The organism is Leptothermofonsia sp. ETS-13, assembly GCF_049200465.1.
Taxonomy (GTDB): domain Bacteria; phylum Cyanobacteriota; class Cyanobacteriia; order Leptolyngbyales; family Leptolyngbyaceae; genus Leptothermofonsia.
The window spans coordinates 3,667,709-3,691,032 of the sequence record NZ_CP120836.1 but is presented as its reverse complement, the minus strand read 5'-3'; the positions used below and the strand labels follow the sequence as shown (position 1 = coordinate 3,691,032).

The following is a 23,324-nucleotide window of genomic DNA, read 5'->3' as shown; positions in this document are numbered from 1 at the left end:
CTGTCTCCCAATGAATGGCGGATCCTATGCCCACCAGGGCTCTTCACCCGTGCGGAAGTCGGTCTCTGTCCAGGGGGTAAAGGAAATTTTGTCATTTTCAACGGTGGCATGGGCCAGTGCCAGCGATAGAGGTGCGGGACCCCGGACAACCTTACCGTTGCTGTCGTACTGGGAGCCGTGGCAAGGGCAAATAAATTTATTTTCGTTCGCGTTCCAGGGCACAACGCATCCAAGGTGAGTGCAGACTGCATTAATGCCAAAGTCAGCGATCGATTTATCTTCTCTAACAACAATATAGGTTGGGTCACCCTTCAGACCTTGAGCCAAAACGTGGTCACCAGGAGCGTGAGTTGCCAGGAAGTTGCTAACCAAAATGTCATTACCCAATGCATCTTTGGCAATTGCACCGCCACTACTGCCCCCGGCGGAGGGCGGAATAAAATACTTGATGAACGGATAAGCCATGCCCAGTGCGACGACCGTTCCTGTGCCAAAGGTTAGCAGATTCATAAATTGGCGACGCCCCATATCAGGTACGTCGGAAGATCCAGAGAGTTGTGCCATGAGTACGCTTAATTCTATCGAGAAAAGGAAATCGGCAGAGTCGTAGGGATTTGAGCCAATAAACCCAAATTCATTGACTTAATAAACTGCAACCTGCACTTTTCCGGATGGGTTTCGCTAGCAGGAAGCAACTGTCACCTCAAGTTATCACCTCAATCATTGGCTGATAGTGATTTTGAGGTATCAGATCAAGGATATTACATTTCTTGACATTAGCATCATATCGAAGTAAGGGAACGCCAGTTTTATACGAAATGTTAAGTGGGTTATGCTAACTTCCGAGAACTCAATAAGTAGCTGGGCACAATTAAATTAAGGATAGTTTTGGGGGGTGGAGGGGTGAAACCCTCTGCCTGGGGGCGCAGCCCCCACTCCCCTCCTTTACAAATTAATTATGACTACCTATTTACTTGGCTATCCCTGTCCCTCAACCTAATTCTATTTCGCTGGCTAAAACCTTCGGTAGAGCTCTCGTTTCTCACCTGCGGTAATCTGAAAGTGCTCTCGCGATGTATTCACTCAAGCAACCAGCACCCTTTAGGAGACTTCATTACCCAATGACAGGAGAGGATCTGCGCCAGATTTTGTTGAACAAGTGGGGGGCGCTCCTATGACATTCAACTGCGACGCACCCAGGGCAAAATTTTTGTTCTGGTGATGTGGAAATATCTGGAACAAGCCTCTTTTCCATTGACAGAGGGGGAATACCTGGCGCATCTGGACACTGTTGCCACTTACCTCCGAGCATGGGGCAGTACCGGGCAGGTTCAGGCATTTATCGAGCGAACTCATGATCGCCCTCGGCTTGGAAAGGCTGTCAGTATCCCTCTAGAATTGGGCGATCGCGCCTCTGAATGGATTCTAGAAGATTTTTAAGTTGAATAGTTTAGGGCTTACGCAAACAGGGGAGTCAAAATACAGAGGTTTTCGGTTCAGTTAGCCACGGTCTTTAAGGGACTAGTGGTCTATCAAGACTGTTTTGATGGGTTGAAAACCCTCAAAACACCTGAGAAGTAGGTTTTGTAGATTTGAGTTATCCCTCAAATCTATCCTGACGGACTACTAGGGGTTAGGGGCTAGAGGCTAAAGAGTGATAAGTATAGCGGTAGTCATTATGGTTAGGACGGGGTGCAGGGGTAGAACCCCTGGCTGGGGGCAAAGCCCCCACTCCCTCTCTAATTCCAATGTCCTAACGCACCCGCGTAGAGCTATAACTGGACAAAATTAAATTGAAGATAGATTCGGGGATGGAGGGGGTGGAACCCCCTGCCTGGAGGCAAAGCCCCCACCCCTCTTTAATTCCAATGTCCTAACGCACCCGCGTAGAGCTGTACATTTGAAACTGGCCCTAAAAACTGGCTTCTGTCTCCTGATTTCTCAAGTCCTTTCTGTCCGATGCAACAAGCAAATTGGCATCAGGTGTCAAGGGTGAGAGCTTTTAGCTGGGGTAGTAGGGCTTGAAAGGCTCTGCCCCTGTGGCTGATCGCATGCTTTAGTTCTGCGGGCATTTCGGCAAAGGTCTGGCTGTACTCAGGGACATAAAAGATGGGGTCATAGCCGAATCCGCCCGTACCGCGAGGAGTGTGCAAAATTCTGCCGGGGCAGGCTCCTTCCGCTTGTAGTGCGATCGCCCCGTTGGGTCGAGCAAGGGCAATCACACAAACAAACTGAGCGTCCCGATTGAGTTCATTGCCCAATTCGTTCAATAAGCGTTCAATCCGTTCGCTGTCAGTGCTGCCGTAGCGGGCCGAAAAGACACCCGGAGCCCCATCCAGCGCATCTACCTCTAAACCGGAGTCATCGGCGATCGCCCATTGCCCTGTCATCCTGGCGACTTCAGAGGCTTTCAAACAGGCATTTTCTGCAAACGTACTGCCCGTTTCTTCTATCTCCAAATCCTCAGGTTTGAGAATTAACTCCCAATTCAAATCGGCCAGGTAAGCCTGCATTTCCTGCAACTTCCCTGGATTTCCCGTCGCGACTACCAGAATTGTCATTGATTAAAACCTATCCATCCTCTAGCAAGCCTGAAAGCTCTCCTGACACAAATTCCCCTACTTGCTCTGTAAAGGGGCGCCACTGAAGCAAATCCTCCAGAAGTGCCTGGTAGCCAGAAACATTAGGATGGAGGCCATCGGGAGACAATTGGGACCTGCACCACCCATCTCCCCGCTCCAGCCAGAGATCAAAAATATCGAGGTAGGGAATATGAAGTTCTTTACAAGCCAGACGAGTTGCCTCTTTGTAGCGATGTTGATCGATGTGGTTGTAATAGAAGCAGTCCAAAAACGGCATTTTCGATTCATCAACCGGAACCATGCCGACAAACAAAACTGGACAAAGACGCCGGGCTCGCCCCAGCAACCCTCTCATCTCGTTCCAGAACACGTCAAAATCTGTGAAGTTACGCCCATCAGGACGAGACAACCGGGCCGAATCGTTAACCCCGACCGACAGAATAATTAAGTCGGGAACCCGGTTGCGCAATTCGCCTCGAAAGCGATACTCATGCTCTAACCGAGAAGATACCTGCTTCACCCCATCGCCGCGAATGCCAAGGTTGTAGAGGGCATGACCAGGGCTACCTGGATGCATCCAGCTTCGTCGTAAGCGCTCTACCCACCCACCCCCAACTGGATCACCAAACCCATAAATGAGACTATCTCCCAGGGCAACAACCTTCAGAGGTTGAGAAACGGGCTTCAGGTGCGACGAATAAGAGGGAACAGCAACTGCCTGCATGAGTCTTGAAATAATTTCTTCCAGACAAATTCAACCTGGACTCTAGCATCTCGCCAAATCCATTGCAAATTTTCATTAAGGGACGGTGAAGATGTCAAGCTATCGGCAGAAGTTCTAAAGTCTTGATAAACTGAGTGTGAATGTTTCAATCTTCTTTAGGTTCTATGCACAAGCGTCCTACATTCGATAGCACTCAGTTGATGCGCCGGGCTGATGACCTGATCTCGGCTGCTTCTAACCGCTACCGAATTACGGTTCAGGTGGCAAATCGGGCAAAACGCCGTCGGTTTGAGGATTTTGACAGCGTGGATGACCCCACCATGAAGCCGGTGATGCGGGCGATTATTGAAATGTCGGATGAGTTAACTCAGCCTGAAATTATTGGCGAGTAAGGACTGTTAGGGGTGAGAAAGCGTCCAGGTTGCCAATGTGTAGGTGTTATTCTTACAGTTGCCGCTTTCCCAGTGTTTCTTTTTGCAGGGGGAATTTTGCTTTTCCCTCCCCTGGAAAATCAAGTTGCGGTTGCACAGCGGGTCCGTCCTGATGGGGTCTGGCAAACGATCTATGAGAAGTTGCCTGAGTTGCCTTTAGAAAATCAATACATTAGTAAGGAAACTAAACAACCTGCTACGGACAATACGCTGGTCGGGCGCTTAATTCGTTACCATATCTATGTAAAAGGCCGTCCTCCTTTCTTTCGTCTGGACTGGAAAGTTACCCTGGCAGATTATCTGGGTGTGACTGGGGCAATGGATCCATCTACCTATCCCAGTGCTAACACGTTGCGAACCAATCCCCTGGAAGGAGATATTGCTGCTATCCGACGATTGAGTCGGCAACAGCGGGACGCATTAGTTCAAGCCTTGGTTGATGCCTTCGCATCCCAATCAACGAGTACGTTACAACCTGGTTCTGCTCCAACCCCTTCTAATCCTTAGCCAATGGCTCGAATTGTAAAAAGCGGACCGGGTTGGCAAATTGGTTGGGATGCGGATGCTGAGGTCTTTAAAGGGCTGGTGGGAACGGATGATTGGGCACTGGAGTTGACTGAAACGGAATTAAACGACTTTTGCCGCTTGCTGAACCAACTGGCGGAAACCATGACACAAATGGCTTCTGAGTTGATGGATGAGGAAGCGATCGCCTGTGAAGCTGAAAGCGATCACCTCTGGTTAGAAGTTGAAGGTTACCCTCATAATTATAGTTTGCATCTAATTCTACTTACAGGGCGGCGTGGCGAGGGCCGCTGGTCTGCAACTGTTGTTCCTGAACTGATCCAGGCCATTCAATCATTCCAGGTTTTCTAGCTTCCTGGTGGTTTGTCCCAATCTACACTACTTTGTCCCAATTTACGCTACAGTGTTGTCGTCTTTCTTTTCCCTCATTCAATGCCCTGTCACAGTATGCTATATTTGTTGAGCTAACGGGGCGTAGCGCAGCTTGGTAGCGCACCACTTTGGGGTAGTGGGGGTCGTGGGTTCAAATCCCGCCGCTCCGATAGAATGAAACCCTCTCATTAAGAGGGTTTCGTCGTTTTAAGAAAAGCTGGATCTGGAGCAGCCATTCTCAATAAAGTATCTCAACCTTACACATCCTGACACCGTTTGACGCATTGATTGAGATAGGATTGCGATACTGAAATCCTCATGTAGCAATCCTTAGAGAAGCTGGATGGGTCAAGCCGTCTGTCGCGATCACAAGAAGCTGAATCTCAATTGAGTAAACGGAAGAAAGCTCCGAAAGGAACCGTTTCTGTGCAGGTGTTCAAAGGACGACTAAGACTGTGCTGGAGCTGCCGGGGTAAATGGTACTTTCTTTACCTGAAATTACCGGATGGTAAGACGAACCGGATTATGGCGGAGGTAAAGGTAAAGCAGATCGAAGGAGATATTGCGACAGGCAATTTCGATCCCACTCTGGCAAAATGTAGCTCTACGCAGTTGCGTTAGGACATTGGAATTAGAAAGGGAGTGGGGGCGAAGCTCTCACACCTCCTTAAAGCGAATGTCCTAATGCAACCGCGAGAGCTATATCAAATCATCGCAAGTGAGGAATAACCATCCCTTTCAGATAGATCCGGGCACTATCCGGAGTTTGATTTTTCCAGTTTGCTTACCGAACGACTTTACCCATATAGGTTCCCCACAGTTGCGCTGCCTGGGCACTGCTACCAGAGGTGGGGGAGTTGTCGTCGTTTCCAAGCCAGATGCCCGTAACCAGACTATCGGGAATGTATCCGACAAACCATAAATCGCGGTTATCGTTCGTGGTACCAGTCTTTCCCACTTCGCCCTGCCCGATCGCTGCCGCCTGTCCAGTTCCATTCGTCACGACCCCCCGCAGCAGCTCGGTCATCAACGCTGCAATTTCGGGTTGGAGGACGGGCTGGTTCATTTCCTTGTCGGGTTCCGCCGGGTAAATTACGCGACAAGATTTGTACTGGTTGCGGTCTTTGCAGTCGCCGCCATCCAGAATCCGTCGAATCGCGTGGGGACGGTTGCGCACCCCCCGGTTTGCCAACACGCTAAACGCCCCTGTCAGTTCCAAAGGGCTCACCTCGCTTTGACCCAGGGTCAGGCCGGGCACTGGATTTAGCTTTGACTGGATTCCCATCCGTTGAGCGATGGCTACCACCCTGCCCAGCCCAACTTCCTGGGCAATTCGCAGGGCAATTACATTTTCAGACAGGGCCAGCCCCGTGTACATGTCCATACTGCCACTCCCCGAACGGCAGCCTTCAAAAAATTGCCCCTCCCAGTTCAGTGGAGCACAGGAATAGGCTGTTGAGGGGGAAATGTTTTGCTCTAAAGCGGCGGTGTAGGGAAAAATTTTGAATGTGGAACCCGGCTGGCGGAGTGCCTGGTAAGCCCGGTTGAACTGGCTTTTTTTATAATCAGTACCTCCGGCCAGGGCCAGAATTTCACCCGTTTTAGAGTCGATGGTGACGATCGCCCCCTGGGAAAACCCAGAATTCGCTCCGGTGCTGTTGACAGTATCTCGCAGCGAGGCTTCGGCGGCTTCCTGAATGGACAAATCCAGGGCGGTTTCAATCACGAAGTTTCCTTCCTCCGCTAGTTGCTCCCCCAACAGTTGGCGCAACTCATCCATGACGTAGCCGTAGTAATAGGGGGCACGGGTGCTTTCCAGTTCTTCTCGCGCCTTAGGGTTGACTTCAATCCGCGATCGCCGCGCCCGTTGAGCCTCCTCCGCACTGACCATGTTCAGGTCTACCATCCGATTGAGGACGCGATCGCGGAGTTCGACCGCCTTCTGATAATCCCGCACTGGGTTGAAACTATTAGGACCTGGCAAAATTGCTGCCAGTGTTGCAGCTTCCGAAAGGTTCAAATCCTTAGCGGATTTACCCAGGTAGAACTGAGCCGCGTCTTCAAAGCCATAGGTGCCGCTACCCATGTAAACCCGGTTCAGATAAGTAAGCAGCAAAAAGTCTTTACTATAAAAAGTTTCCAGCTTGAGGGCAACCGCTGCTTCTCGCAATTTGCGGCCAGCGGAGTCATCTGTCCCTACATAATCCCGAAATAGACTGCGGGCAAGCTGCTGCGTCAGCGTACTGCCTCCTTCCCGGATTGCGCCACCCTGGATATTCGTCACCAGTGCCCGCAAAGTTCCAATCGGATCGACCCCCAAGTGCCAGTAGTAGCGGCTGTCTTCGGAGGCAATTACCGCTTTGGGCAAGTAGGGTGAAAAATCCCTCAGTTGCTTCAGTTCGGTATGGGTGCGGGTTGTGATTGTATGCAGTGGGGTTTCATCTCGCGAATACACCACATTCGGTCCCTGGACGGAGATTGGCAGGGGGGTGACGGTGAACTTCTGCCACTCCAGCAACACGGCAATCACGGTCAGTACCGTTAGCCCCCCAAGGCCGTACATGCCATACTGAAAAGCCCGCACATAGGTTGGTGGCGGGTCTACATACTTAATCCGGACGGAAGCTTCCAGTTCCGGTGGGCCGAGGGTGTAGACGGCACCGTGACGCAGCAGTTCCTTACGGATACGCCGCTTTCCCCGGTAGACCCCATTGGTAGACTTTTCATCCTTGAGAACAAAAGGAGCCCGGAAGAAATAGCTGAGTTTCCCCTTGGGCTGATTGTCACGGTTGAGCGAGAGATGTACCTGGCTGACCACCGGGTTACGAACGACGATCTCGCAAGACTGGGAACTCCGCCCCAGCAGGTAGCGATCGCCTAACAACGGATACACTTCTGCCTTCTCTGCTCCGGCATTCTGCACCCACAGTTCCGGTACCCTGGCATTGGGCTTGAGCTTGAGCTTGGAGAAATTAATTTTGGCCTGGACAGTCTGCACTGCCTGGGTGATGGCACCCATAATTGTTTGCGACTTGCGGGGCGACGGCGGGGTCATGAGCGCTTACTCGTCAAGGGCAGGACAGAGAATCGAAACCAGATGTTAAGGTTTCTCCTGACCTATTCTAGTCAACCACTGTTCTCACTCAGCAAGTTTATGTAGCAGGTGAAAGAGTGGGGAGTTGTTAGTTATTAAAAGGGTGGGGAGTTGTTAGTTATTAGTTATAGCGATAGCCACCAGGCTCAGGACAGGGTGCAGGGGTTCTACCCCTGGCTGGGGGCGAAGCCCCCAGCCCCTTTAAAGCCAATGTCCTAGGCAACCTGGCGACAGCTATAAGTGAGGTATGAGGTGAAAACTCAAACTCTTTTCATCCCTCGTCTCTAGTGGGTCACTCAAGGAACTTTGCCTGGTTATCTAAACCCAGAAAAACCAATGTAGGGGGGGTAAAGGGTTTGCAAACCCTTCAAAATCTGCTTGGCGGACTACTAGTCTGTAATCCCTACTCCTCATTTCTGATGCGCAACCTGGGATTCAACCATTCATTCAACCCCTCTCCTAGCAATGACAGGCCCATCACCATCAGCATCATGGTGAGTCCGGGAAATAGGGTTGTCCACCAGATGCCACCAGTGGCAAGCCCATCCAATGCCTGACGGAGATCCTGTCCCCATTCAGGGGTTTCTTCGGGCAGACCCAACCCCAGGAAACCCAGACCGCCTAAGGTCAAAATAGCATCGGCTGCATTGAGGGTAAACAGGACTGGGACACTTTGCACTACGTTGAGGAATAAGTACCGCCTCAGAATGTGCCCGGTGGAGGCCCCCATTGCCTGGGCTGCTTCAATAAACAGCTCAGTCTTGACACTGACTGTATGGTTACGCACGACCCGGTAATACTGGGGAATGTAGGAGATGCTGAGGGCGATCGCTGCATTCACCACGCCCCGTCCAACGACAAACGCCAGCGTGACAGACAGCAGCAATCCCGGCAACGTGTAGAGGGTATCCATCAAAAATAGCAGCACCCGATCCAGTCTGCCGCCCAGGTACCCGCTAACCATACCCAGTGGCACTCCCACCATCAGGCTCAGCAGGGTTGCCAGAATCACCACTTGCAGCGCTGCCTGACTCCCAAATACAGTACGCGAAAAAACATCGTAGCCTAGGCGGGTTGTGCCAAACCAGTGATTCCAGGAAGGGGGCTGGTGGGGTGGGTTGCTTAAGAACTCGGTTGGGTCTTGCAACAGACCGATACTTTGCAATAACGGAGCCAGCACCGCTAGCGCCACAAAGAAAATGGTGATCACCAGCCCAATCTGCGTCATTTGTGTGGAGAGGCTGGGGCGATCGCTGGACTTAAAGAAACGAGAGAACGGTAGGCGTACAGTCATAATGAAATGAAAAGCACTGTACCTTATTTGGGTTGTCTGGCAGTCTTGAATTATAGCTATAGTCACTAGTAGTCTGCCAGGCAGATTTTTAAGGGTTTGCAACCCCTTAAAAACCTTGTGAATTGGTTTTTCTGGGTTTAGATAATCAGGCAAAGTTCCTTTGGTGACCCACTAGTACAGCACGGCGGGAAACCGATACCATTCTGACTCCTTCCTACTCCCCATTCCCCAAGCCAATGGTTGCTGGACTTATGCCATCGTCCACTAGTGCAGGATGGCAGACGTTTTCCGCCAGTTATTTGGATGAGCACCCATCCCCCCATCCCCATCACAACTGAGCAGTTATTTCTACCACCTGCACCGGGCATCTGTTGTCAAGATTGCTTAAGTCGATATGACAACAGGTAGCCTGCCACAAACCCGAAGCTCAACCCTGAAAGGTGTCCTACCAGGCTGGATTCTGGGATGAGCAGGTCAGAAATGATTTGCAATCCAATCAGTGCCAGGAGCCAGAGCAACTGTCTGCCAGCAACTTGAGCTTTTTCGCGTTGCCAACCGTGCAGAAAAATAGCTCCCATTGCGCCCAAAAGCCCCATAACCGCACCGGAAGCCCCAACGACAAAGATGGGAGTTTCTGCTACCATAGCTACGATCGCAACGGTAAGCATTGCTCCGACACCACTGAAGCCGTAAATCAGCAGAAACCGACCGACTCCCAGAGCGGTTTCAACGAATCGTCCCAGGATATAGAGACCCAGCATATTTGCCAGCAGGTGCAGAAAATTGAGGTGGAGAAAGTTAGCTGTGACGACACGCCACCACTCCCCTGCAAAAACAACTTCTGGAACCAGTGCGCCCAGACCATACAGGGTTTCTGGATTGTCACTACCGCCGGAGGCTATTTCCCACCCAAACATGAATAGGTTTGCTGTAATCAAGAGATAGGTCACATAAGGTTTTCGACACCTGAATACTCGCCGCAGGCTGTAGTGAGTCTCTTGCCCAGTCTCCACACGCAGTCGGATCAGGATTTTACGCGAGGAAAGGTCAAGAACCTGATCCAGATCAATCGGGGGTTGGGATAATCGCCAGGCGATCGCGGCATTTTGCAGAGGGTCAACCTGTTGTTGGAGAGAGAGAAACTGTTGGTGAGCGAATGCCCGATTCCCAGCCGCCCACTCAGCCGTTGCCAGCCAGTACTGACGAGTCAGATCAGAGTAATTGGACAGTGGCCCTTCAAACAGTTGTCGGACTTCTTCGGTTTGTCCGCAAAACGCCAGGGCAAACATCCTGCCCAGACTCAGCGATGCTATATCACCCCAGCGGCCAAATTGGTGTTCAAACCGCTCAACGGCATGTAAAAGTTCGTTGAGATCCCCCACCTCTCCCAGCGATCGCAGATAAATCAATGCAACCGAAATGTCTTTGAATGCCACCCTCTCAGAAAGGGTTTGCTGCACCCAGGCGATCGCATCTTCCCAGCGTGCGCCCATACGGTAAAGCAATGCTCTGGCCGTGTTTCCAATCGTTGTCTTTGCCTGATGCTGCTCAAACAGCCGAATGGCTTCGTCCATCTTTCCTCGCTGCCCCAATTCCAGCCCCCGCAGCATGTCTGGATACTCAAATAGTCCATCTAAGGGATGTAACCAGCGTACCCAGCTTGCCAGTTTTCGGGCCTGTCTGAACCGCTCCTGGGCAACCAGACGACCGATCATGGCGTAGCCTGTCAGGGGCACAACTATCAGCGCTGCCCACAGTCCCCCGCTTACCCAGCCCGCGATCGCCGGGGCTAAAACCATCACCCCTACCAGCACCAGTAAAATGCCCCCTGACACCAAAATCCACCCACGCGCAATCCGCCGAGCCTGAAGCAGAATCAGAGCGCACGAAAAGCAGACGAGTTGGAGCAGAAAGGTGTTAACGCTCACGGACCAGTCAAGGGGAAGCTGATAGCCGAATGGAGACTCTTCGTTAGCATAACCAACCCATCTGGACAGCGGCTAGTGTTCTGTAGTGTGAGTTCGGCAACCATTATGGTTACTGGACTGATGCCATTGTCCACTAGACTCAATTAAATTGAGGATAATTTTGGGAGTGGATGGGGTGAAAACCGCTGCCTGGGGGCGCAGCTCCCATTTCTTCTTCTTACAATTAACTGGGTGCAGCTACTTAGTTAAGATATAGCAGTCCTAAATCAGTCGTGAGATTGAGAGGCTTTGTGAGAAAGGATTCCGCAGAAAATCCTTTCTGGGGGTGTTCTAGAAACAGGTCTCTGACTCATTAAAATCCTGATTCCCTCGACCCCCTTTCCAGGATTGCCACAAAAAAATTGACAAACCCTCCTTTCTCACAATCCAAATAGGATCGCGTTGCTGAATTTGGGTATGAAATAGGTGCTGTATGCTCGAAACTTCGTTTCGATTCATACTGCTTTTCAGCAACGCCTAGGATCGCTATATGAAGCAAAAGCTCAAAGCTTATCCACCCATCCACTCATCTACCCATCTACCTCTTCGTCACTCCATCACTTCCCCGTTTATCTACTCATCCACCCATTCACCCATCACTCCACTGATGAACTTGAGTCTTTGCATGATTGTGAGAGATGAGGAAGCTTTGCTACCTCGATGCCTAAAAAGCGTCCACGGTTTTGTGGATGAAATAGTTGTTGTAGATACGGGGTCTACAGACGGGACGGTTGATATTGCTAGAGCCTTTGGAGCCAGAGTTTATTCTTTTGATTGGTGTGATGATTTTTCTGCGGCTCGGAATGAGTCGTTGAAGTATGCCAGGGGTGAGTGGATTCTGGTGCTGGATGCCGATGAGGTGCTGGTGCCGGAAATTGTTCCGACCTTGAAACAGGCGATGCAAAAACAGGATGTCCTGGTTATGACCCTTCTGCGGCAGGAAGTGGGCAACCATCCCCCATCGCTGATTTCACGGGCATTTCGAAATCGCTCTGATATTCGGTTTACCCGTCCTTATCATGAACTGGTTGATGATTCCATCACGACGATTTTGAACCAGGAACCCCACTGGCAGGTGGTAGAGCTAGCAGGAGTGGCGATTCGGCATGGGGGATATGGGGCAGCAGCGATCGCCCAACGCCGCAAATTAGATCGCGCCCGCACTATCATGGAACGCTACCTGGATGCGAACCCCCATGACTCCTATATCTGTAACAAACTGGGAGCCCTCTACATCGACTGCGGCAATCTACCAGATGGCATGGAACTCCTGCAACGGGGGCTGCAATCTTCCCAGGTAGAACCGCCTGTGCTGTATGAACTGCACTACCATCTGGCAAGCGCCTATCGCCAACTTAATCAACCTACTCAAGCCAAATACCATTACCAGAGAGCCACCGAACAACCCATTTCTGCCCATTCAAAGCTGGGTGCCTATAACAACTGGGGTAGCCTGTTGCAGGAACAAGGAAACCTACCTGGCGCAAAAGCCTGTTTTCAACAGGCTGTGGAAATCGATCCCAATTTTGCTCCAGGTCACTTCAATTTGGGACTGACTCTGAAAGCAATGGGAGATCTGGAAGGGGCGATCGCCCATTATCAACAGGCCATTCAACTCAATCCCAGCTATGCCGATGCCTACCAAAATCTGGGCGTTGCCTTATTGAAACAGGGTCAGGTGATGGCAAGTGTCCATGCCTTCCGACAGGCGATCGCTCTACACAAACAGCACGGTTCTCCTGAGGGAGAGCGATTGGAGCAGACCCTGCGAGAGATGAGGCTTTTGTAGGAGGCGTGATGGGGTAGGGATGTGAGGGGTGAGGGATGTAAAGAGAATCACTCTATCCCCCCTCCCCCCTATCCCGGTGGCCTTTCCAGGGCGATCCCTCCCAGGGTGCCTTTGCGGAAATCATTTAAGAGTTGGCGGGCAGCCCGTTCCAGATCGTTCTGGTAGCGGAGTTCTGCCAGATGGTGGAGATAGTCTTCTCCGGTTCCGGAGGTGGCATCCAGTTCGTAACGATTCTGGAGCGCGGATTCCATCTGAAGCTGTTTCAGCAGGTCTACAAGGGCGGCTGCAACTCGCTGGTTATCGTAAGCGGCTTCGCCAATATCATCACAAATGGCCAGTTTGAGCGCAGCTTGCTGATCGTCCAGGCGGGAAGGTAAGACACCGGGAGCATCCAGCAGTTCAATCTGGTCAGAAACTCTGACCCAGCGCAGTTGGCGGGTGACTCCAGCACGACGGGCACTTTCTACAACTCGACGCTTTAATAGGCGATTAATTAAGGCAGATTTGCCTACATTTGGAAAACCAATCACGACTGAGCGAACGGGACGGGGAAGCATACCGCGATCGCGCCTGCGCTGGTTCATTTGTGCTCCCGCAGCCTGAACCGCTTTTGTGACGGCCTCAATTCCCTTACCATGCTGGGCATCGGTGAAGTAGGGCGTTTCTTCCCGTGCTTTGAACCATTCAGCCCACTGATCCCGCACATCTGTCGGAATCATATCCAACCGATTCAGAACCAGGACTCGCTCTTTATTACCAATCCACTGGGCTAGCTGAGGATGTTCTGTTGCCAGGGGAATGCGGGCATCCCTCACCTCCAGCACCACATCCACGAGCTTAAGCTGTTCTCGTAATGCCTTTTCGGCTTTTGCAATGTGTCCTGGATACCACTGGATGGGAGGGGAGGTCATACCTATGGAACAATCAACACCGGGCAAGGAGAAAGATTGATCACCCGGTTTGTGACGCTGTCCGACGCTCCTTCATCCGTAAGCCCCAAACCCCGGCAACCCATGATGATCAAATCGGCTTCAACCTCATCGGCAACGTCACAGATGGTAAAGGCCGGTTTGCCTTCGCGCTCAATCGTTTCAGCTTCAATGCCTTGTTGGGTGAAGATGGCTTTGGCGCTCTCCAAAAGTTTGGCGATCGCCTCAGGCGATGTCATGATATCAGTCCCTACTTCTCCATCGGGTGCTTCCACAACCGATAGCAGGATCAGCCGACTGCCATGGGCTTTGACAACGCCTGCAACCGTCTCTGCTGCCTGCCGCGACTCGCGACTTTGATCGATTGGAAAAAGAACTGTCTTAAACATCGTTTCTGATTCTTTCGTCATTAATTATTTTAGATCCCTTTCCTACCCCTCTTTTCAACTCACAAAGGGCAAATGTAAAACTTTCCTAAGATTTATGAGAAGATGGTAATAGGTAAAAAGACTTATTGATCATCTAGGAGGTTGGTCCGGTGGCCAAAAAGACTGTAGCAAATTTATCGTCCTCTGATTTATTGGGTAAGCGTGTTTTAGTCAGGGTGGATTTTAACGTTCCGCTGGATGATCAGGGCAATATCACAGACGATACTCGCATTCGGGCTGCTCTGCCAACCATTCAAGATCTCACCTCTAAAGGCGCAAAGGTCATTTTAGCTAGCCACTTTGGGCGGCCCAAAGGGGATGATTTTGCTTCCCGTGCACAGGATAAGTTTCGTCTGACTCCAGTTGCAAAGCGGCTCTCAGAACTCTTAGGTAAGCCCGTTGCTAAGCCAAATGACTGCATTGGTGATGAAGTCAATGCCACGGTGGCTGCCATGCAAAATGGTGATGTGGTTCTGCTAGAAAATGTTCGCTTCCACCCTGGAGAAGAGAAAAACGATCCAGAATTTGCGAAGCAACTGGCTTCTGTGGCAGACCTGTATGTTAATGATGCCTTTGGCACGGCTCACCGGGCCCATGCCTCTACCGAAGGTGTAACCCATTACCTCAAGCCATCCGTGGCCGGTTTCCTGATTGAAAAGGAATTGAAGTATTTGCAGGCAGCGATCGAAAATCCCCAGCCCCCACTGGCCGCTATCATCGGTGGTTCTAAGGTTTCTAGTAAAATTACGGTGATCGAAACCCTGCTGGAAAAGGTGAACAAGCTATTGATTGGTGGCGGTATGATCTTTACTTTCTACAAAGCGCGGGGACTGAGTGTTGGCAAGTCTCTGGTAGAAGATGAGTTCCTCGATCTGGCAAAGTCACTGGAAGCGAAAGCGAGAGAGAAGGGAGTGGAGTTGTTACTGCCAACGGATGTGGTAGTTGCCGATAACTTTGCTCCGGATGCGAATACCCAGACCGTTAGTGTTGAGAACATTCCCGATGGCTGGATGGGTCTGGATATTGGTCCTGATTCCGTGAAGGTGTTTCAGCAGGCTCTGGCGGATTGCAAAACTGTGATCTGGAATGGCCCAATGGGTGTGTTTGAGTTTGATAAGTTTGCGGTCGGAACGGAAGCGATCGCCCGTACTCTGGCAGACTTGACCAAAACCGGAACTACCACCATTATTGGAGGTGGAGACTCGGTTGCCGCAGTTGAAAAAGTCGGTGTGGCCGATCAAATGAGCCACATTTCAACCGGTGGTGGTGCTAGCCTCGAATTGCTTGAAGGCAAAGAGCTTCCTGGAATTGCAGCGCTGGATGAAGCCTAGTCGCCTGCTGAATCTTCTTCCTCACACCACTCGCCCTACCCTTGTTCTCTTCTACCATGGGAGGGACTGTAATTGGGGTAGGGCATTTTTCTATCTCCCCACTCCCCATTCCTCTCTTACATAGCTCTACGCGGGTGCATTAGGACATTGGAATTAGAGAGGAAGGGGGGCTTGCTCCCAGCCAGCGGTTCCACCCCTGCACCCCGTCCTCAGCTTGGTGGCTGTCGCTATATGACTCCTGGCCTCCTGGTTACTTTTCTAGGATGCCCTCCACTAAACACTATTCATTCTGACTTAAACCCAAGCCTGGAAACGGTTTTTAAGGATGTGACCAGAATCTGTCCTTTTACAAGTTCAAATTTCATCGAGGCATCGGAGGAGGACACCAGCGTACCAGGCTGATTTTTGATGGTAATTTCCTCGTCTAAGACATAGGTGGCAATCGCAGCTTTCTTGTCAGGCATCACCTGAATTTTGAGATTGGAGTATTGCCCCCGGTAGTTTTCGGTAATGTAAAAACCCTGCTGAAGGTACTGGTAGTACTGCGATCGCGTCAGGGTCATAGTCTGTGATTTTCCCTGGGCATCAATCGTCATTTGCACCTTGGCATTAGGGGCCAGAAACTTCATGATGGCTTCAGTATCCCGTTTGTTGCTGGCCGCCTGCATCTGATCCAGAATGGCGCGAATCTGGCTCTCGCTGAGGGTGGTTGTTTTTTGATTCAGGGCAACGACGGAATGTTGGGTGGGAATTACCGCGTAAGCAGTTCCCAGAGTGAAGATTCCAGCAGAAAGACTGGTTGCGATCGCGGTTGTCCAGATTGAAGCCATAGATGGAGATTAAGTCACTTCATTTGGCAGTTTACCCAACTTGGGCTCAGGTATTACTAGAGAAGTGGAAGAGTTGGGAGTAAGGGAATAGCAGAGTGAGGGAGCCCTGGATGGAAAAATCAATCACACATCATTCACACCCCATCACTTCTGTCACCGTCTATACCACTAGAAGAAAAGATAAGAACTCTATATAAGATGACCATCACGACCAAACACTTCACCTTTGAAGAATATCTGTTTTATCAGGATGGCACCGATACCCGCTATGAACTGGTCAATGGGGAACTAATCGCAATGGGAGCTGATATACACGACAGCCGATGCGGGGAGGGCCTGGAGAGGGGACAGAGTGTGGCTATGGCTATAGGATTCAGTCCCTATTTTAAAGCAGTAAAGATTTGTAAATTTCCAGGTAAACTTCCTCAATGCACTGATAAGCCCATAGAGCAATTCAGAGATTGAGTAGATACAGCCGGTGGAAATCATGATGCCCCCCTCCGCTTTACATCAAACCAACCGTATGTGCAATGAACTAGATCAACTTGCAATAGAAGCGGGTAACTATCCACGCGGGAGCCTGGAACGGCAGCAAAAATTGACTCAGCTTGTACAGAGGGTTCAGCGATCGGGCAGTCTCTGGAGGGGGGGGAATGCACCTGGGGACTATTACGAAGAAGCCCTTCAGCAAACCTGGTTGCATATTTGCCAAAGGATTGAAACTTACGATCCTCAAAGAGCTGGCTTCATTACCTGGATCAATTTCGTGCTGAAACATAAGCTGCTAGATCTCTACAGGGAGAGCAGCCCATCCCATGATTCAGTAGAGAATTTATCAAGCCTCCCACAGCCCCCACGCTTACCTTCCCTGGCTTTGGAAAAGATTCGATTGTGGGTTCAGCAAGAAAGTTCCAGATTGCGTCGTGTTCATGTCCGAGATCGTCCCGATATCAACTGTCAGATTTTAATTCTGTATCGTCTTCCTCCTGAAAAAACCTGGGAACAGCTATCTCAGAAGTTTGGAGTGCCAATCTCCACCCTCAGCAATTTTTACTGTCGCGAATGTAAACCTCGATTGCGAGGGTTTCTTGACTCCAATGAATGATTTCCATTCCTCACGACTACCGTCCCATGCTTTATTCCACCAACCTGGTTATTTCCATTCCCATCTCTCCTGCCAATCGACAACTCGCCAGGCAATTCGCTCAAGAACAACCAACGCAGGAGAAAGTAATGCAGGTCTACCTGAATATGCTGGCAGTTCAGGCTGTAAATGTTTACCTGCAAATGATGGACATTCCGACAAACTTAGAGGCGAGTGATAGCTGGCATTATGGCGATCGCCTCTGTACAGATGTGGCTGATTTATCGATTACAGGGATTGGCAGTCTGGAATGTCGCCCAATTCAAGCAGGTGAATCCCACTGTTTGATTCCACCAGAAGTTCGGGAAGATCGAATCGGTTATGTCGTTGTCCAGATTGATGATGATCACCGCAGCGGAACGATCCTCGGCTTTGTACCCAAAGTAGAAGCCAGTATTTTGCCGATTAATCAGTTGCAATCTCTTGACGCGTTACTGATTCATCTCCAGGAATTGAATAACGCTAAAGAACAGCATGTTACACAATTAAGTCAATGGTTTAACAACATCTTTGAAACTAACTGGCAAATGGTTGAAGAACTATTTGCTAACAAGGCTCCTGCGGTTGTTTTTCTGGGTGAGTCTGATCAGGAAACTTCAAATTTAGGAGCAGCAGTAGCGGAGCTTTCCGCAGAAATGGTTCACCTGATCCAGTCCACTGATGATGAGGAAACTCGCTGGAAAGCGGCTGAAAGGTTATGGACTATTGATCCGGATAATCCGGCCAGTGGCGTAAGGCGAGTGATGGATTTAGGGATACAGCTTGCAGGAAAGGCGATCGCACTCATGGTTGCCGTTTTACGCAAACCCGATCAGACTGTTGCAATTTTGCTGCGGGTGTATCCGATGGGAAACCGGCGTTACCTTCCTCCCGGCCTGCGGCTGGCTGGACTGCAAGACAATAAATCCTTTTTGGAAACGGAATCCCGCGATCGCGATGACTATATCCAGCTAAAATTCTGCGCTGAACTGGGAGAACATTTTCAGGTTAGGGTCAGTTTGGCAGAGGCCAGCATCACTGAAAGTTTTGTCGTTTGAATTAATCAGTTGAATTAATTAGTGTGAAAGCAATGAATCATCTCATTCATCAAATTTTGCACGATCGCTACAAAATTGAATCTCTAATCGGTCGCAAAACGGGACGCAGAACCTTTCTGGCAACCGATTTAGAAACGCGATCGCTGGTTGTTATCAAACTATTGCTGTTTGGTCCTGACTTTACCTGGGATGATCTAAAACTGTTTGAGCGTGAAGCACAAACCCTCCAATCTCTTGACCATCCAGCAATTCCCCAATATCTCGACTCCTTTGAAATGGAGACTGAACTGGGCAAAGGATTTGCACTGGTGCAAAGTTATATTGAGGCACGATCGCTGCGGGAATGGGTGCAATGTGGCTGCACATTTGGTGAAGCAGAGTTAAAAGAGATTGCAACCCAGTTGTTAGAAGTTTTGGAGTACCTTCATACCCGCCAACCACCTGTGATTCATCGAGATATCAAACCCGGTAATGTGTTACTCAGAAATCGCAGTGGCAATAGTGCCGGGCAAATTTATCTGATTGACTTTGGTTCAGTCCAAACCGCACAGCAGGGTGGAACTATCACTGTTGTCGGCACTTATGGCTATATGCCACCTGAACAGTTTGGTGGGCGATCGCTCCCTGCTTCTGATTTATATAGCGTGGGTGCAACGTTGATTTATCTGGCAACGGGTCAAGATCCTGCTGATTTACCTCAGAAAGATTTACAGATCCAGTTTGAGTCATGCGCAACACTGGGTCACCCTTTCGTTCACTGGATTCAGTGGCTAACCCATCCCGACTTATCTAAGAGGCCCGCTTCAGCAACAGAAGCGCTTCAGCCCTTACACCAGGGCTTTCAGGAACGGCTAATCTATTCACCCGCTCAACCGTTTGCCGTTGGCATCGGTGATCCAGGTTCCAAAATCCAGCTTCAGAAAACACCAGAAGTCCTTAAGATCACGGTTCCCGCAAATAAGTTTGGAAGTGGGGAAATTGACAGTCGAAAAAATCAACATGGTTGTTTGAGTGGTTTGGGGTGTTCTAGTAGTGTTTTAGGTCTTTTTCTGGGTGTGGCCTACCTGGGATGGATCGGTTTTTTCCTCTGGGTGCTGGGTGTGGCGATCGCAGGATCTCTTTGTTCCAGAAGCAGTAAACCGTATACCCCATCCTACAATCTCACACTGCAACACAAGGGGCACTCAATTACGGTTGATGTCATTGCCAATCAGTCCAAAGAAGATATGAAAATTCCTCAGATGCAACTCAAAACTATTCATGCAGGGCATAACGACGTTCCTAAATACCGTTTAAGTCTTAATTGTTGTTCGGATTTCTTCTATATCACCGGCAATCGAGCAGAAATTCAATGGTTGTGTGATGAGTTAAATGAGTGGACTGGGCTTGAAATTCAATATGAAAACTACACTACATATGCGGTTTGAATCATCGTTGATTCATGTAATGCATCAGCAATCAGTGATTGATTCTAACTCAGTTTTTGTCTTCACGTTAACCTGACTCCCCAATCCCCTTCCCCACAAGGAAAGTAGAAGAATTGAAAGTCCCTCTCTGCGTCAGGGAGGGGTTGGGGAGGGGTAAGAATAGCTTGAAACACAAATTCTCAAAATCAAAAAAATGATTTGAAAAATGTTCAAACTTGTCCAAAAACTCAGGGGAAGTTTCAATGAAAAAATTTAGCCGCAGGACTTCCAACATCTTAATATCCCTGGCAACAATGTGGACCTTTCTATGGATGGGTTCTATCTGTAATCGTTTGGTTATTTGCAGTACATCTTCGCTCTATCGTCCTGTCAAATTCAAGGTGACGGATGCAATCTACAGTGATGACGGTAGCCTGGCACGCTATTGGTTAGTTGGAACCATAGAAGGACAGGAAGAACGACTGATTCCCATAGTTTCGTCAAAGACAGGCATCCATAGTTCAAAGGACTTACTCGATCAGTTTCCGAAAGGAACAGAAATTGATGCTCTTTTCAATCCTTTCATGTCTAAAGCAATCATTCAAGGAGAAGCTTTGCGGGTTCGCCATGATACAGGGCAACATTGGGAAGCTGAGCGGGTTGCCAGACAACGGCTGATTTCCATTTGGTTTATTCCTACAATAGTGATGATCACGCTGGGTAGGTTACTGCGGTACCTTTGTCAGCGTGAAGCACGTATCGATGGACAACTTTAGGCAAATGATCCTTTGAGTTCAGCATGGATTTCTGTATCCGTTCCCTGGCTATAGCGATCCTTCTTGAAATTTAAACGGGGTGCAGGGGTGGGGGCGAAGCCCCCTTTGTTCACAAACTATTTGTGACGCTATAAAAGCCCAGATGGTAAACACCTATGGCCAAGCGGGTTGTCTTCAACATCGAAGAAGGTAGTTTCGAGCAGGGGTTTCCAGTCACCATTCGAATCTGGGAAACTGCTCAGCCCCATTACCGGGAAGTGCGGGGAAAGTTTCCGCCTGCACCCCAAATCCATGAATATTACAATCAGTGGCAAGATATTTATCGCCGCCTGGGGGTCATTCAGCGCATTACTGTTCCCCCCTCTCAGATTACAAATGTTTCCAACATCGAAGAATGCGAAGCTGCGGCAAATGTGCTGGAGGTGGGTTTAAACGAGTGGTTGAATCAGCCAGCAGTGCGTAGTCTGGAGCGAAAATTACTCAGAGCGATCGGCTCATCCGAACCAGCACGGTTTATTTTGCAAACTCAAAATTCTCAGTTGCGCCGGTTTCCCTGGCATTTATGGAGCTTCTTTCAGGAGTGTTATCCCCAGACTGAAATTACCCTGTGTGCTGAAACAGAACCTTACTCTAAACGGCTGAGAAGCCCAGTCAAAATTCTGGCAATTTTAGGAAACAATGCTGACCTCAATATCAAGGAAGACTGCCAGTTGCTGGAGGCATTACCGGGAGCAGCGGTGACATTTCTGGTGGAACCTGATCGCCACCAGATTGATGACCACCTCTGGAAACAGCCCTGGGACATTCTCTTCTTTGCAGGACACAGTGAAACCCAGGGAGAACAGGGACGGATCTACATCAACGCTCAGGAAAGCCTGACACTGGATGAACTGAAAGATGCGTTGCGGCGGGCGATCGCCCATGGTTTACAACTGGCCATTTTTAATTCCTGTGATGGATTGGGATTAGCGAAATATTTGACCGATTTAAAGATTCCCTACATGATTGTGATGCGGGAACCAATTCCCGATGTGGTTGCCCAACGATTTGCCCGCCATTTTCTGGAAGCCTTTGCGCGAGGAGAACCCTTCTATACTGCGGTTCAAGTTGCTCGACTGCGGCTCAGAAAGGATATGGAACATGAGTTTCCCTGTGCTTCTTGGCTACCCGTAATTTTTCAAAACCCATTGGCCCCTGAACTAAAATATCCCCGTCCCGTTCATTGGAAGAAAGGGGTTCTGGCTGTAGCTGGTGCGGTAATTGCGGCAATCGCTGCCGGGTTCCTGGTTGATACGGTTCAGTTTCGTAACCGCCTCAGCAAGGGAGAAAAAATTTTGATTCCATCCGTCCAAACACCAGACAAAATTGCGGGTGTGCAGACCCTCTGGTGGAAAGGCTATCCGCAAGCGGTCAGCAAGTTTGAAAATTCCTTGCGCCAAAATCGCAACGATCCAGAAACGGTTATCTATCTCAACAATGCCCGAATTGGCGATCGCCCCGCTTTTGAGGTGGCAGCGGTTGTTCCTATTGGCAGTAATCTGGATGTGGCCCAGGAAATGCTGCGCGGTGTCGCCCAAGCCCAGGATGAAATTAATCTCAGAGGGGGAATTCAGGGAAAACCGCTGAAAGTGACCATTGCAAATGATGATAATCATCCTGACATCGCCAGACGCATTGCCGTCACTTTTGTCAAAAATCCACAAATGTTAGCGGTCATTGGGCACAACGCCAGTGATGCTTCCGTGGCAGCAGCTCCTGTATACAACCAGGGAGAACTGGTGATGATTACCCCCACCAGTTTTTCTGACAAGCTCTCTTCCAGCGGCAAGTACATCTTTCGCATGGTTCCCAGCATCTGGTATGTTGCCGATAAATTAGCAGAGTACATTCGCCAAGCTGTTCCGCATGCGAAAGTGGCTATCTGTTCTGATGAGGCGGCTCCGGATAACGAGTCCTTTCGGAATCAGTTCACAACTGCTCTACTGAAAAAGAAAATCACCTTTATCAATGTCAATTGCGACTTTTCTGATCCATCCTTTGAACCTAGGACTGCGATCGCCCAGATCATCAGTCGCGATGCCAATACACTGCTACTAGCACCCCATGTAGACCGGGTTCGCAAAGTGGTGGAAATGGCCCAGGCTAATCAAGGCAGGCTTCCCCTGTTTGGCAGTCCAACTCCCTACACGGCTGAAACATTATTTGGAAAAGCCGCCGTCAGCGGTTTGACCTTAGTGGTTCCCTGGCATCCTGCTGCATTACCGGAAAATCCCTTTCCTCACCTTGCTATCCAACGCTGGGGCGGCAAAGTGAACTGGCGGACAGCAATGACCTATGATGCAGTATGGGCGATCGCAACCGCCCTTCAGCAAAACCAGACGCGCCAGGGACTCAAAGATATCCTCAGAAGTCCGGACTTCTCCACGCAGGGAGCCAGTGGAACCGTTCAATTTCTTCCCTCCGGTGAACGCCAGATCGTTCCCGGAATTGGCGTTTTGGTCAGAGTTCAACCCGATGCGCAATCGCCAACAGGCTATGATTTTGTGCCATTAAATAAGTAACTAGGCGCAATTAAATTAAGAATCATTTCGGGGGTGGAGGGGGTGAACCTCCTTGCCCGGGGGCACAGCCCCTACTCCTCCCTTTACCAATTAATTATGACTAT

At 49.9% G+C, this 23,324-nt stretch carries 22 protein-coding genes and 1 tRNA gene; 14 read left to right on the top strand and 9 right to left on the bottom strand.

Annotated features, from left to right (window positions below):
• Positions 1-24 precede the first annotated feature (24 nt).
• Positions 25-564 carry a cytochrome b6-f complex iron-sulfur subunit gene (gene petC, locus P4D80_RS16770; protein ID WP_421655159.1) on the bottom strand — a complete coding sequence of 180 codons (540 nt, stop codon included), beginning with the start codon at positions 562-564 and terminating at the stop codon, positions 25-27.
• Between the two features lie 657 nt (positions 565-1,221).
• On the opposite strand from petC, the gene P4D80_RS16765 reads away from it, so the two are divergent.
• On the top strand, positions 1,222-1,440 hold the full coding sequence (locus tag P4D80_RS16765) for a DUF3067 family protein (RefSeq protein WP_421655158.1): 219 nt from the start codon (positions 1,222-1,224) through the stop codon (positions 1,438-1,440).
• A gap of 539 nt (positions 1,441-1,979) precedes the next feature.
• Here P4D80_RS16765 and rdgB read toward each other — a convergent pair.
• Both rdgB and P4D80_RS16755 read right to left on the bottom strand, forming a co-directional pair.
• Positions 1,980-2,561 carry an RdgB/HAM1 family non-canonical purine NTP pyrophosphatase gene (gene rdgB, locus P4D80_RS16760; protein WP_421655157.1) on the bottom strand — a complete coding sequence of 194 codons (582 nt, stop codon included), beginning with the start codon at positions 2,559-2,561 and terminating at the stop codon, positions 1,980-1,982.
• A gap of 10 nt (positions 2,562-2,571) precedes the next feature.
• Positions 2,572-3,306: a GDSL-type esterase/lipase family protein gene (locus tag P4D80_RS16755; protein WP_421655156.1), complete on the bottom strand. Its 735-nt coding sequence runs from the start codon at positions 3,304-3,306 to the stop codon at positions 2,572-2,574.
• A gap of 164 nt (positions 3,307-3,470) precedes the next feature.
• Here P4D80_RS16755 and P4D80_RS16750 point away from each other — a divergent pair, with 164 nt between their 5' ends.
• The 5 genes from P4D80_RS16750 (at position 3,471) to P4D80_RS16730 (ending at position 5,255) form a co-directional block, all read left to right on the top strand.
• Positions 3,471-3,698 (top strand): DNA-directed RNA polymerase subunit omega, encoded by a 228-nt coding sequence (locus P4D80_RS16750; protein WP_421655155.1) that lies wholly within the window; start codon positions 3,471-3,473, stop codon positions 3,696-3,698.
• Positions 3,699-3,770: 72 nt separating this feature from the next.
• Entirely contained in the window at positions 3,771-4,244 is a 474-nt protein-coding gene (locus tag P4D80_RS16745) for a hypothetical protein (RefSeq protein WP_421655154.1), read from the top strand.
• A gap of 3 nt (positions 4,245-4,247) precedes the next feature.
• A complete protein-coding gene (locus P4D80_RS16740) occupies positions 4,248-4,613 on the top strand; it encodes a DUF1818 family protein (RefSeq protein ID WP_421655153.1) in 366 nt (121 codons plus the stop codon).
• A gap of 117 nt (positions 4,614-4,730) precedes the next feature.
• A tRNA-Pro gene (locus P4D80_RS16735) sits at positions 4,731-4,804 on the top strand.
• Positions 4,805-5,021: 217 nt separating this feature from the next.
• On the top strand, positions 5,022-5,255 hold the full coding sequence (locus tag P4D80_RS16730; RefSeq protein WP_421655152.1) for an Arm DNA-binding domain-containing protein: 234 nt from the start codon (positions 5,022-5,024) through the stop codon (positions 5,253-5,255).
• A gap of 163 nt (positions 5,256-5,418) precedes the next feature.
• On the opposite strand, the gene P4D80_RS16725 is transcribed toward P4D80_RS16730, so the two are convergent.
• The 3 genes from P4D80_RS16725 to P4D80_RS16715 form a co-directional block, all read right to left on the bottom strand.
• Positions 5,419-7,689 carry a transglycosylase domain-containing protein gene (locus tag P4D80_RS16725; protein ID WP_421655151.1) on the bottom strand — a complete coding sequence of 757 codons (2,271 nt, stop codon included), beginning with the start codon at positions 7,687-7,689 and terminating at the stop codon, positions 5,419-5,421.
• A 442-nt stretch (positions 7,690-8,131) separates the two neighbouring features.
• Positions 8,132-9,022, bottom strand: coding sequence for an ABC transporter permease (locus tag P4D80_RS16720; protein ID WP_421655150.1), 891 nt, complete (start codon positions 9,020-9,022; stop codon positions 8,132-8,134).
• Between the two features lie 374 nt (positions 9,023-9,396).
• Positions 9,397-10,950 (bottom strand): rhomboid family intramembrane serine protease, encoded by a 1,554-nt coding sequence (locus P4D80_RS16715; RefSeq protein WP_421655149.1) that lies wholly within the window; start codon positions 10,948-10,950, stop codon positions 9,397-9,399.
• Positions 10,951-11,479: 529 nt separating this feature from the next.
• Between P4D80_RS16715 and P4D80_RS16710 the strand changes: the two genes are divergently transcribed.
• The gene (locus P4D80_RS16710; protein WP_421655148.1) at positions 11,480-12,778 is read left to right on the top strand and encodes a tetratricopeptide repeat protein; all 1,299 of its coding nucleotides are present in this window, start codon (positions 11,480-11,482) and stop codon (positions 12,776-12,778) included.
• A 68-nt stretch (positions 12,779-12,846) separates the two neighbouring features.
• Here P4D80_RS16710 and ylqF read toward each other — a convergent pair whose 3' ends face one another.
• The gene (ylqF, locus tag P4D80_RS16705; protein ID WP_421655147.1) at positions 12,847-13,689 is read right to left on the bottom strand and encodes a ribosome biogenesis GTPase YlqF; all 843 of its coding nucleotides are present in this window, start codon (positions 13,687-13,689) and stop codon (positions 12,847-12,849) included.
• A gap of 2 nt (positions 13,690-13,691) precedes the next feature.
• A complete protein-coding gene (locus P4D80_RS16700) occupies positions 13,692-14,117 on the bottom strand; it encodes a universal stress protein (RefSeq protein WP_421655146.1) in 426 nt (141 codons plus the stop codon).
• Positions 14,118-14,245: 128 nt separating this feature from the next.
• Here P4D80_RS16700 and P4D80_RS16695 point away from each other — a divergent pair, with 128 nt between their 5' ends.
• On the top strand, positions 14,246-15,466 hold the full coding sequence (locus tag P4D80_RS16695; RefSeq protein WP_421655145.1) for a phosphoglycerate kinase: 1,221 nt from the start codon (positions 14,246-14,248) through the stop codon (positions 15,464-15,466).
• A gap of 284 nt (positions 15,467-15,750) precedes the next feature.
• Here P4D80_RS16695 and P4D80_RS16690 read toward each other — a convergent pair whose 3' ends face one another.
• Positions 15,751-16,296 (bottom strand): nuclear transport factor 2 family protein, encoded by a 546-nt coding sequence (locus tag P4D80_RS16690; protein ID WP_421655144.1) that lies wholly within the window; start codon positions 16,294-16,296, stop codon positions 15,751-15,753.
• 198 nt (positions 16,297-16,494) lie between these two features.
• Between P4D80_RS16690 and P4D80_RS16685 the strand changes: the two genes are divergently transcribed.
• The 6 genes from P4D80_RS16685 to P4D80_RS16660 all read left to right on the top strand — a co-directional run bounded on the left by P4D80_RS16685 (position 16,495) and on the right by P4D80_RS16660 (position 23,220).
• Complete coding sequence (locus P4D80_RS16685) at positions 16,495-16,761, top strand: hypothetical protein (protein ID WP_421655143.1); 267 nt, start codon at positions 16,495-16,497, stop codon at positions 16,759-16,761.
• 58 nt (positions 16,762-16,819) lie between these two features.
• On the top strand, positions 16,820-17,401 hold the full coding sequence (locus P4D80_RS16680) for a sigma factor (RefSeq protein ID WP_421655142.1): 582 nt from the start codon (positions 16,820-16,822) through the stop codon (positions 17,399-17,401).
• Positions 17,398-18,477, top strand: a complete 1,080-nt coding sequence (locus P4D80_RS16675; protein WP_421655141.1) for a DUF1822 family protein — start codon at positions 17,398-17,400, stop codon at positions 18,475-18,477. Before P4D80_RS16680 ends, P4D80_RS16675 begins: the two co-directional genes overlap by 4 nt.
• Before the next feature lie 32 nt (positions 18,478-18,509).
• Positions 18,510-19,904, top strand: coding sequence for a serine/threonine protein kinase (locus tag P4D80_RS16670; RefSeq protein WP_421655140.1), 1,395 nt, complete (start codon positions 18,510-18,512; stop codon positions 19,902-19,904).
• Between the two features lie 293 nt (positions 19,905-20,197).
• The gene (locus tag P4D80_RS16665; protein ID WP_421655139.1) at positions 20,198-20,659 is read left to right on the top strand and encodes a hypothetical protein; all 462 of its coding nucleotides are present in this window, start codon (positions 20,198-20,200) and stop codon (positions 20,657-20,659) included.
• Positions 20,660-20,814: 155 nt separating this feature from the next.
• Positions 20,815-23,220, top strand: a complete 2,406-nt coding sequence (locus tag P4D80_RS16660) for an ABC transporter substrate-binding protein (protein ID WP_421655138.1) — start codon at positions 20,815-20,817, stop codon at positions 23,218-23,220.
• Positions 23,221-23,324 lie beyond the last annotated feature (104 nt).

What these genes read in the sequence shown, in the direction of transcription:
- P4D80_RS16680 (WP_421655142.1), top strand. Translation starts at nt 16,820, where the DNA reads ATGTGCAATGAACTAGATCAACTTGCAATAGAAGCGGGTAACTATCCA.
- P4D80_RS16750 (WP_421655155.1), top strand. Translation starts at nt 3,471, where the DNA reads ATGCACAAGCGTCCTACATTCGATAGCACTCAGTTGATGCGCCGGGCT.
- P4D80_RS16755 (WP_421655156.1), bottom strand. Translation starts at nt 3,306, where the DNA reads ATGCAGGCAGTTGCTGTTCCCTCTTATTCGTCGCACCTGAAGCCCGTT.
- P4D80_RS16685 (WP_421655143.1), top strand. Translation starts at nt 16,495, where the DNA reads ATGACCATCACGACCAAACACTTCACCTTTGAAGAATATCTGTTTTAT.
- rdgB (WP_421655157.1), bottom strand. Translation starts at nt 2,561, where the DNA reads ATGACAATTCTGGTAGTCGCGACGGGAAATCCAGGGAAGTTGCAGGAA.
- P4D80_RS16675 (WP_421655141.1), top strand. Translation starts at nt 17,398, where the DNA reads ATGATTTCCATTCCTCACGACTACCGTCCCATGCTTTATTCCACCAAC.
- P4D80_RS16660 (WP_421655138.1), top strand. Translation starts at nt 20,815, where the DNA reads ATGGCCAAGCGGGTTGTCTTCAACATCGAAGAAGGTAGTTTCGAGCAG.
- P4D80_RS16765 (WP_421655158.1), top strand. Translation starts at nt 1,222, where the DNA reads ATGTGGAAATATCTGGAACAAGCCTCTTTTCCATTGACAGAGGGGGAA.
- P4D80_RS16700 (WP_421655146.1), bottom strand. Translation starts at nt 14,117, where the DNA reads ATGACGAAAGAATCAGAAACGATGTTTAAGACAGTTCTTTTTCCAATC.
- P4D80_RS16670 (WP_421655140.1), top strand. Translation starts at nt 18,510, where the DNA reads ATGAATCATCTCATTCATCAAATTTTGCACGATCGCTACAAAATTGAA.
- P4D80_RS16740 (WP_421655153.1), top strand. Translation starts at nt 4,248, where the DNA reads ATGGCTCGAATTGTAAAAAGCGGACCGGGTTGGCAAATTGGTTGGGAT.
- petC (WP_421655159.1), bottom strand. Translation starts at nt 564, where the DNA reads ATGGCACAACTCTCTGGATCTTCCGACGTACCTGATATGGGGCGTCGC.
- P4D80_RS16690 (WP_421655144.1), bottom strand. Translation starts at nt 16,296, where the DNA reads ATGGCTTCAATCTGGACAACCGCGATCGCAACCAGTCTTTCTGCTGGA.
- P4D80_RS16665 (WP_421655139.1), top strand. Translation starts at nt 20,198, where the DNA reads ATGTGGACCTTTCTATGGATGGGTTCTATCTGTAATCGTTTGGTTATT.
- P4D80_RS16720 (WP_421655150.1), bottom strand. Translation starts at nt 9,022, where the DNA reads ATGACTGTACGCCTACCGTTCTCTCGTTTCTTTAAGTCCAGCGATCGC.
- P4D80_RS16710 (WP_421655148.1), top strand. Translation starts at nt 11,480, where the DNA reads ATGAAGCAAAAGCTCAAAGCTTATCCACCCATCCACTCATCTACCCAT.
- P4D80_RS16725 (WP_421655151.1), bottom strand. Translation starts at nt 7,689, where the DNA reads ATGACCCCGCCGTCGCCCCGCAAGTCGCAAACAATTATGGGTGCCATC.
- ylqF (WP_421655147.1), bottom strand. Translation starts at nt 13,689, where the DNA reads ATGACCTCCCCTCCCATCCAGTGGTATCCAGGACACATTGCAAAAGCC.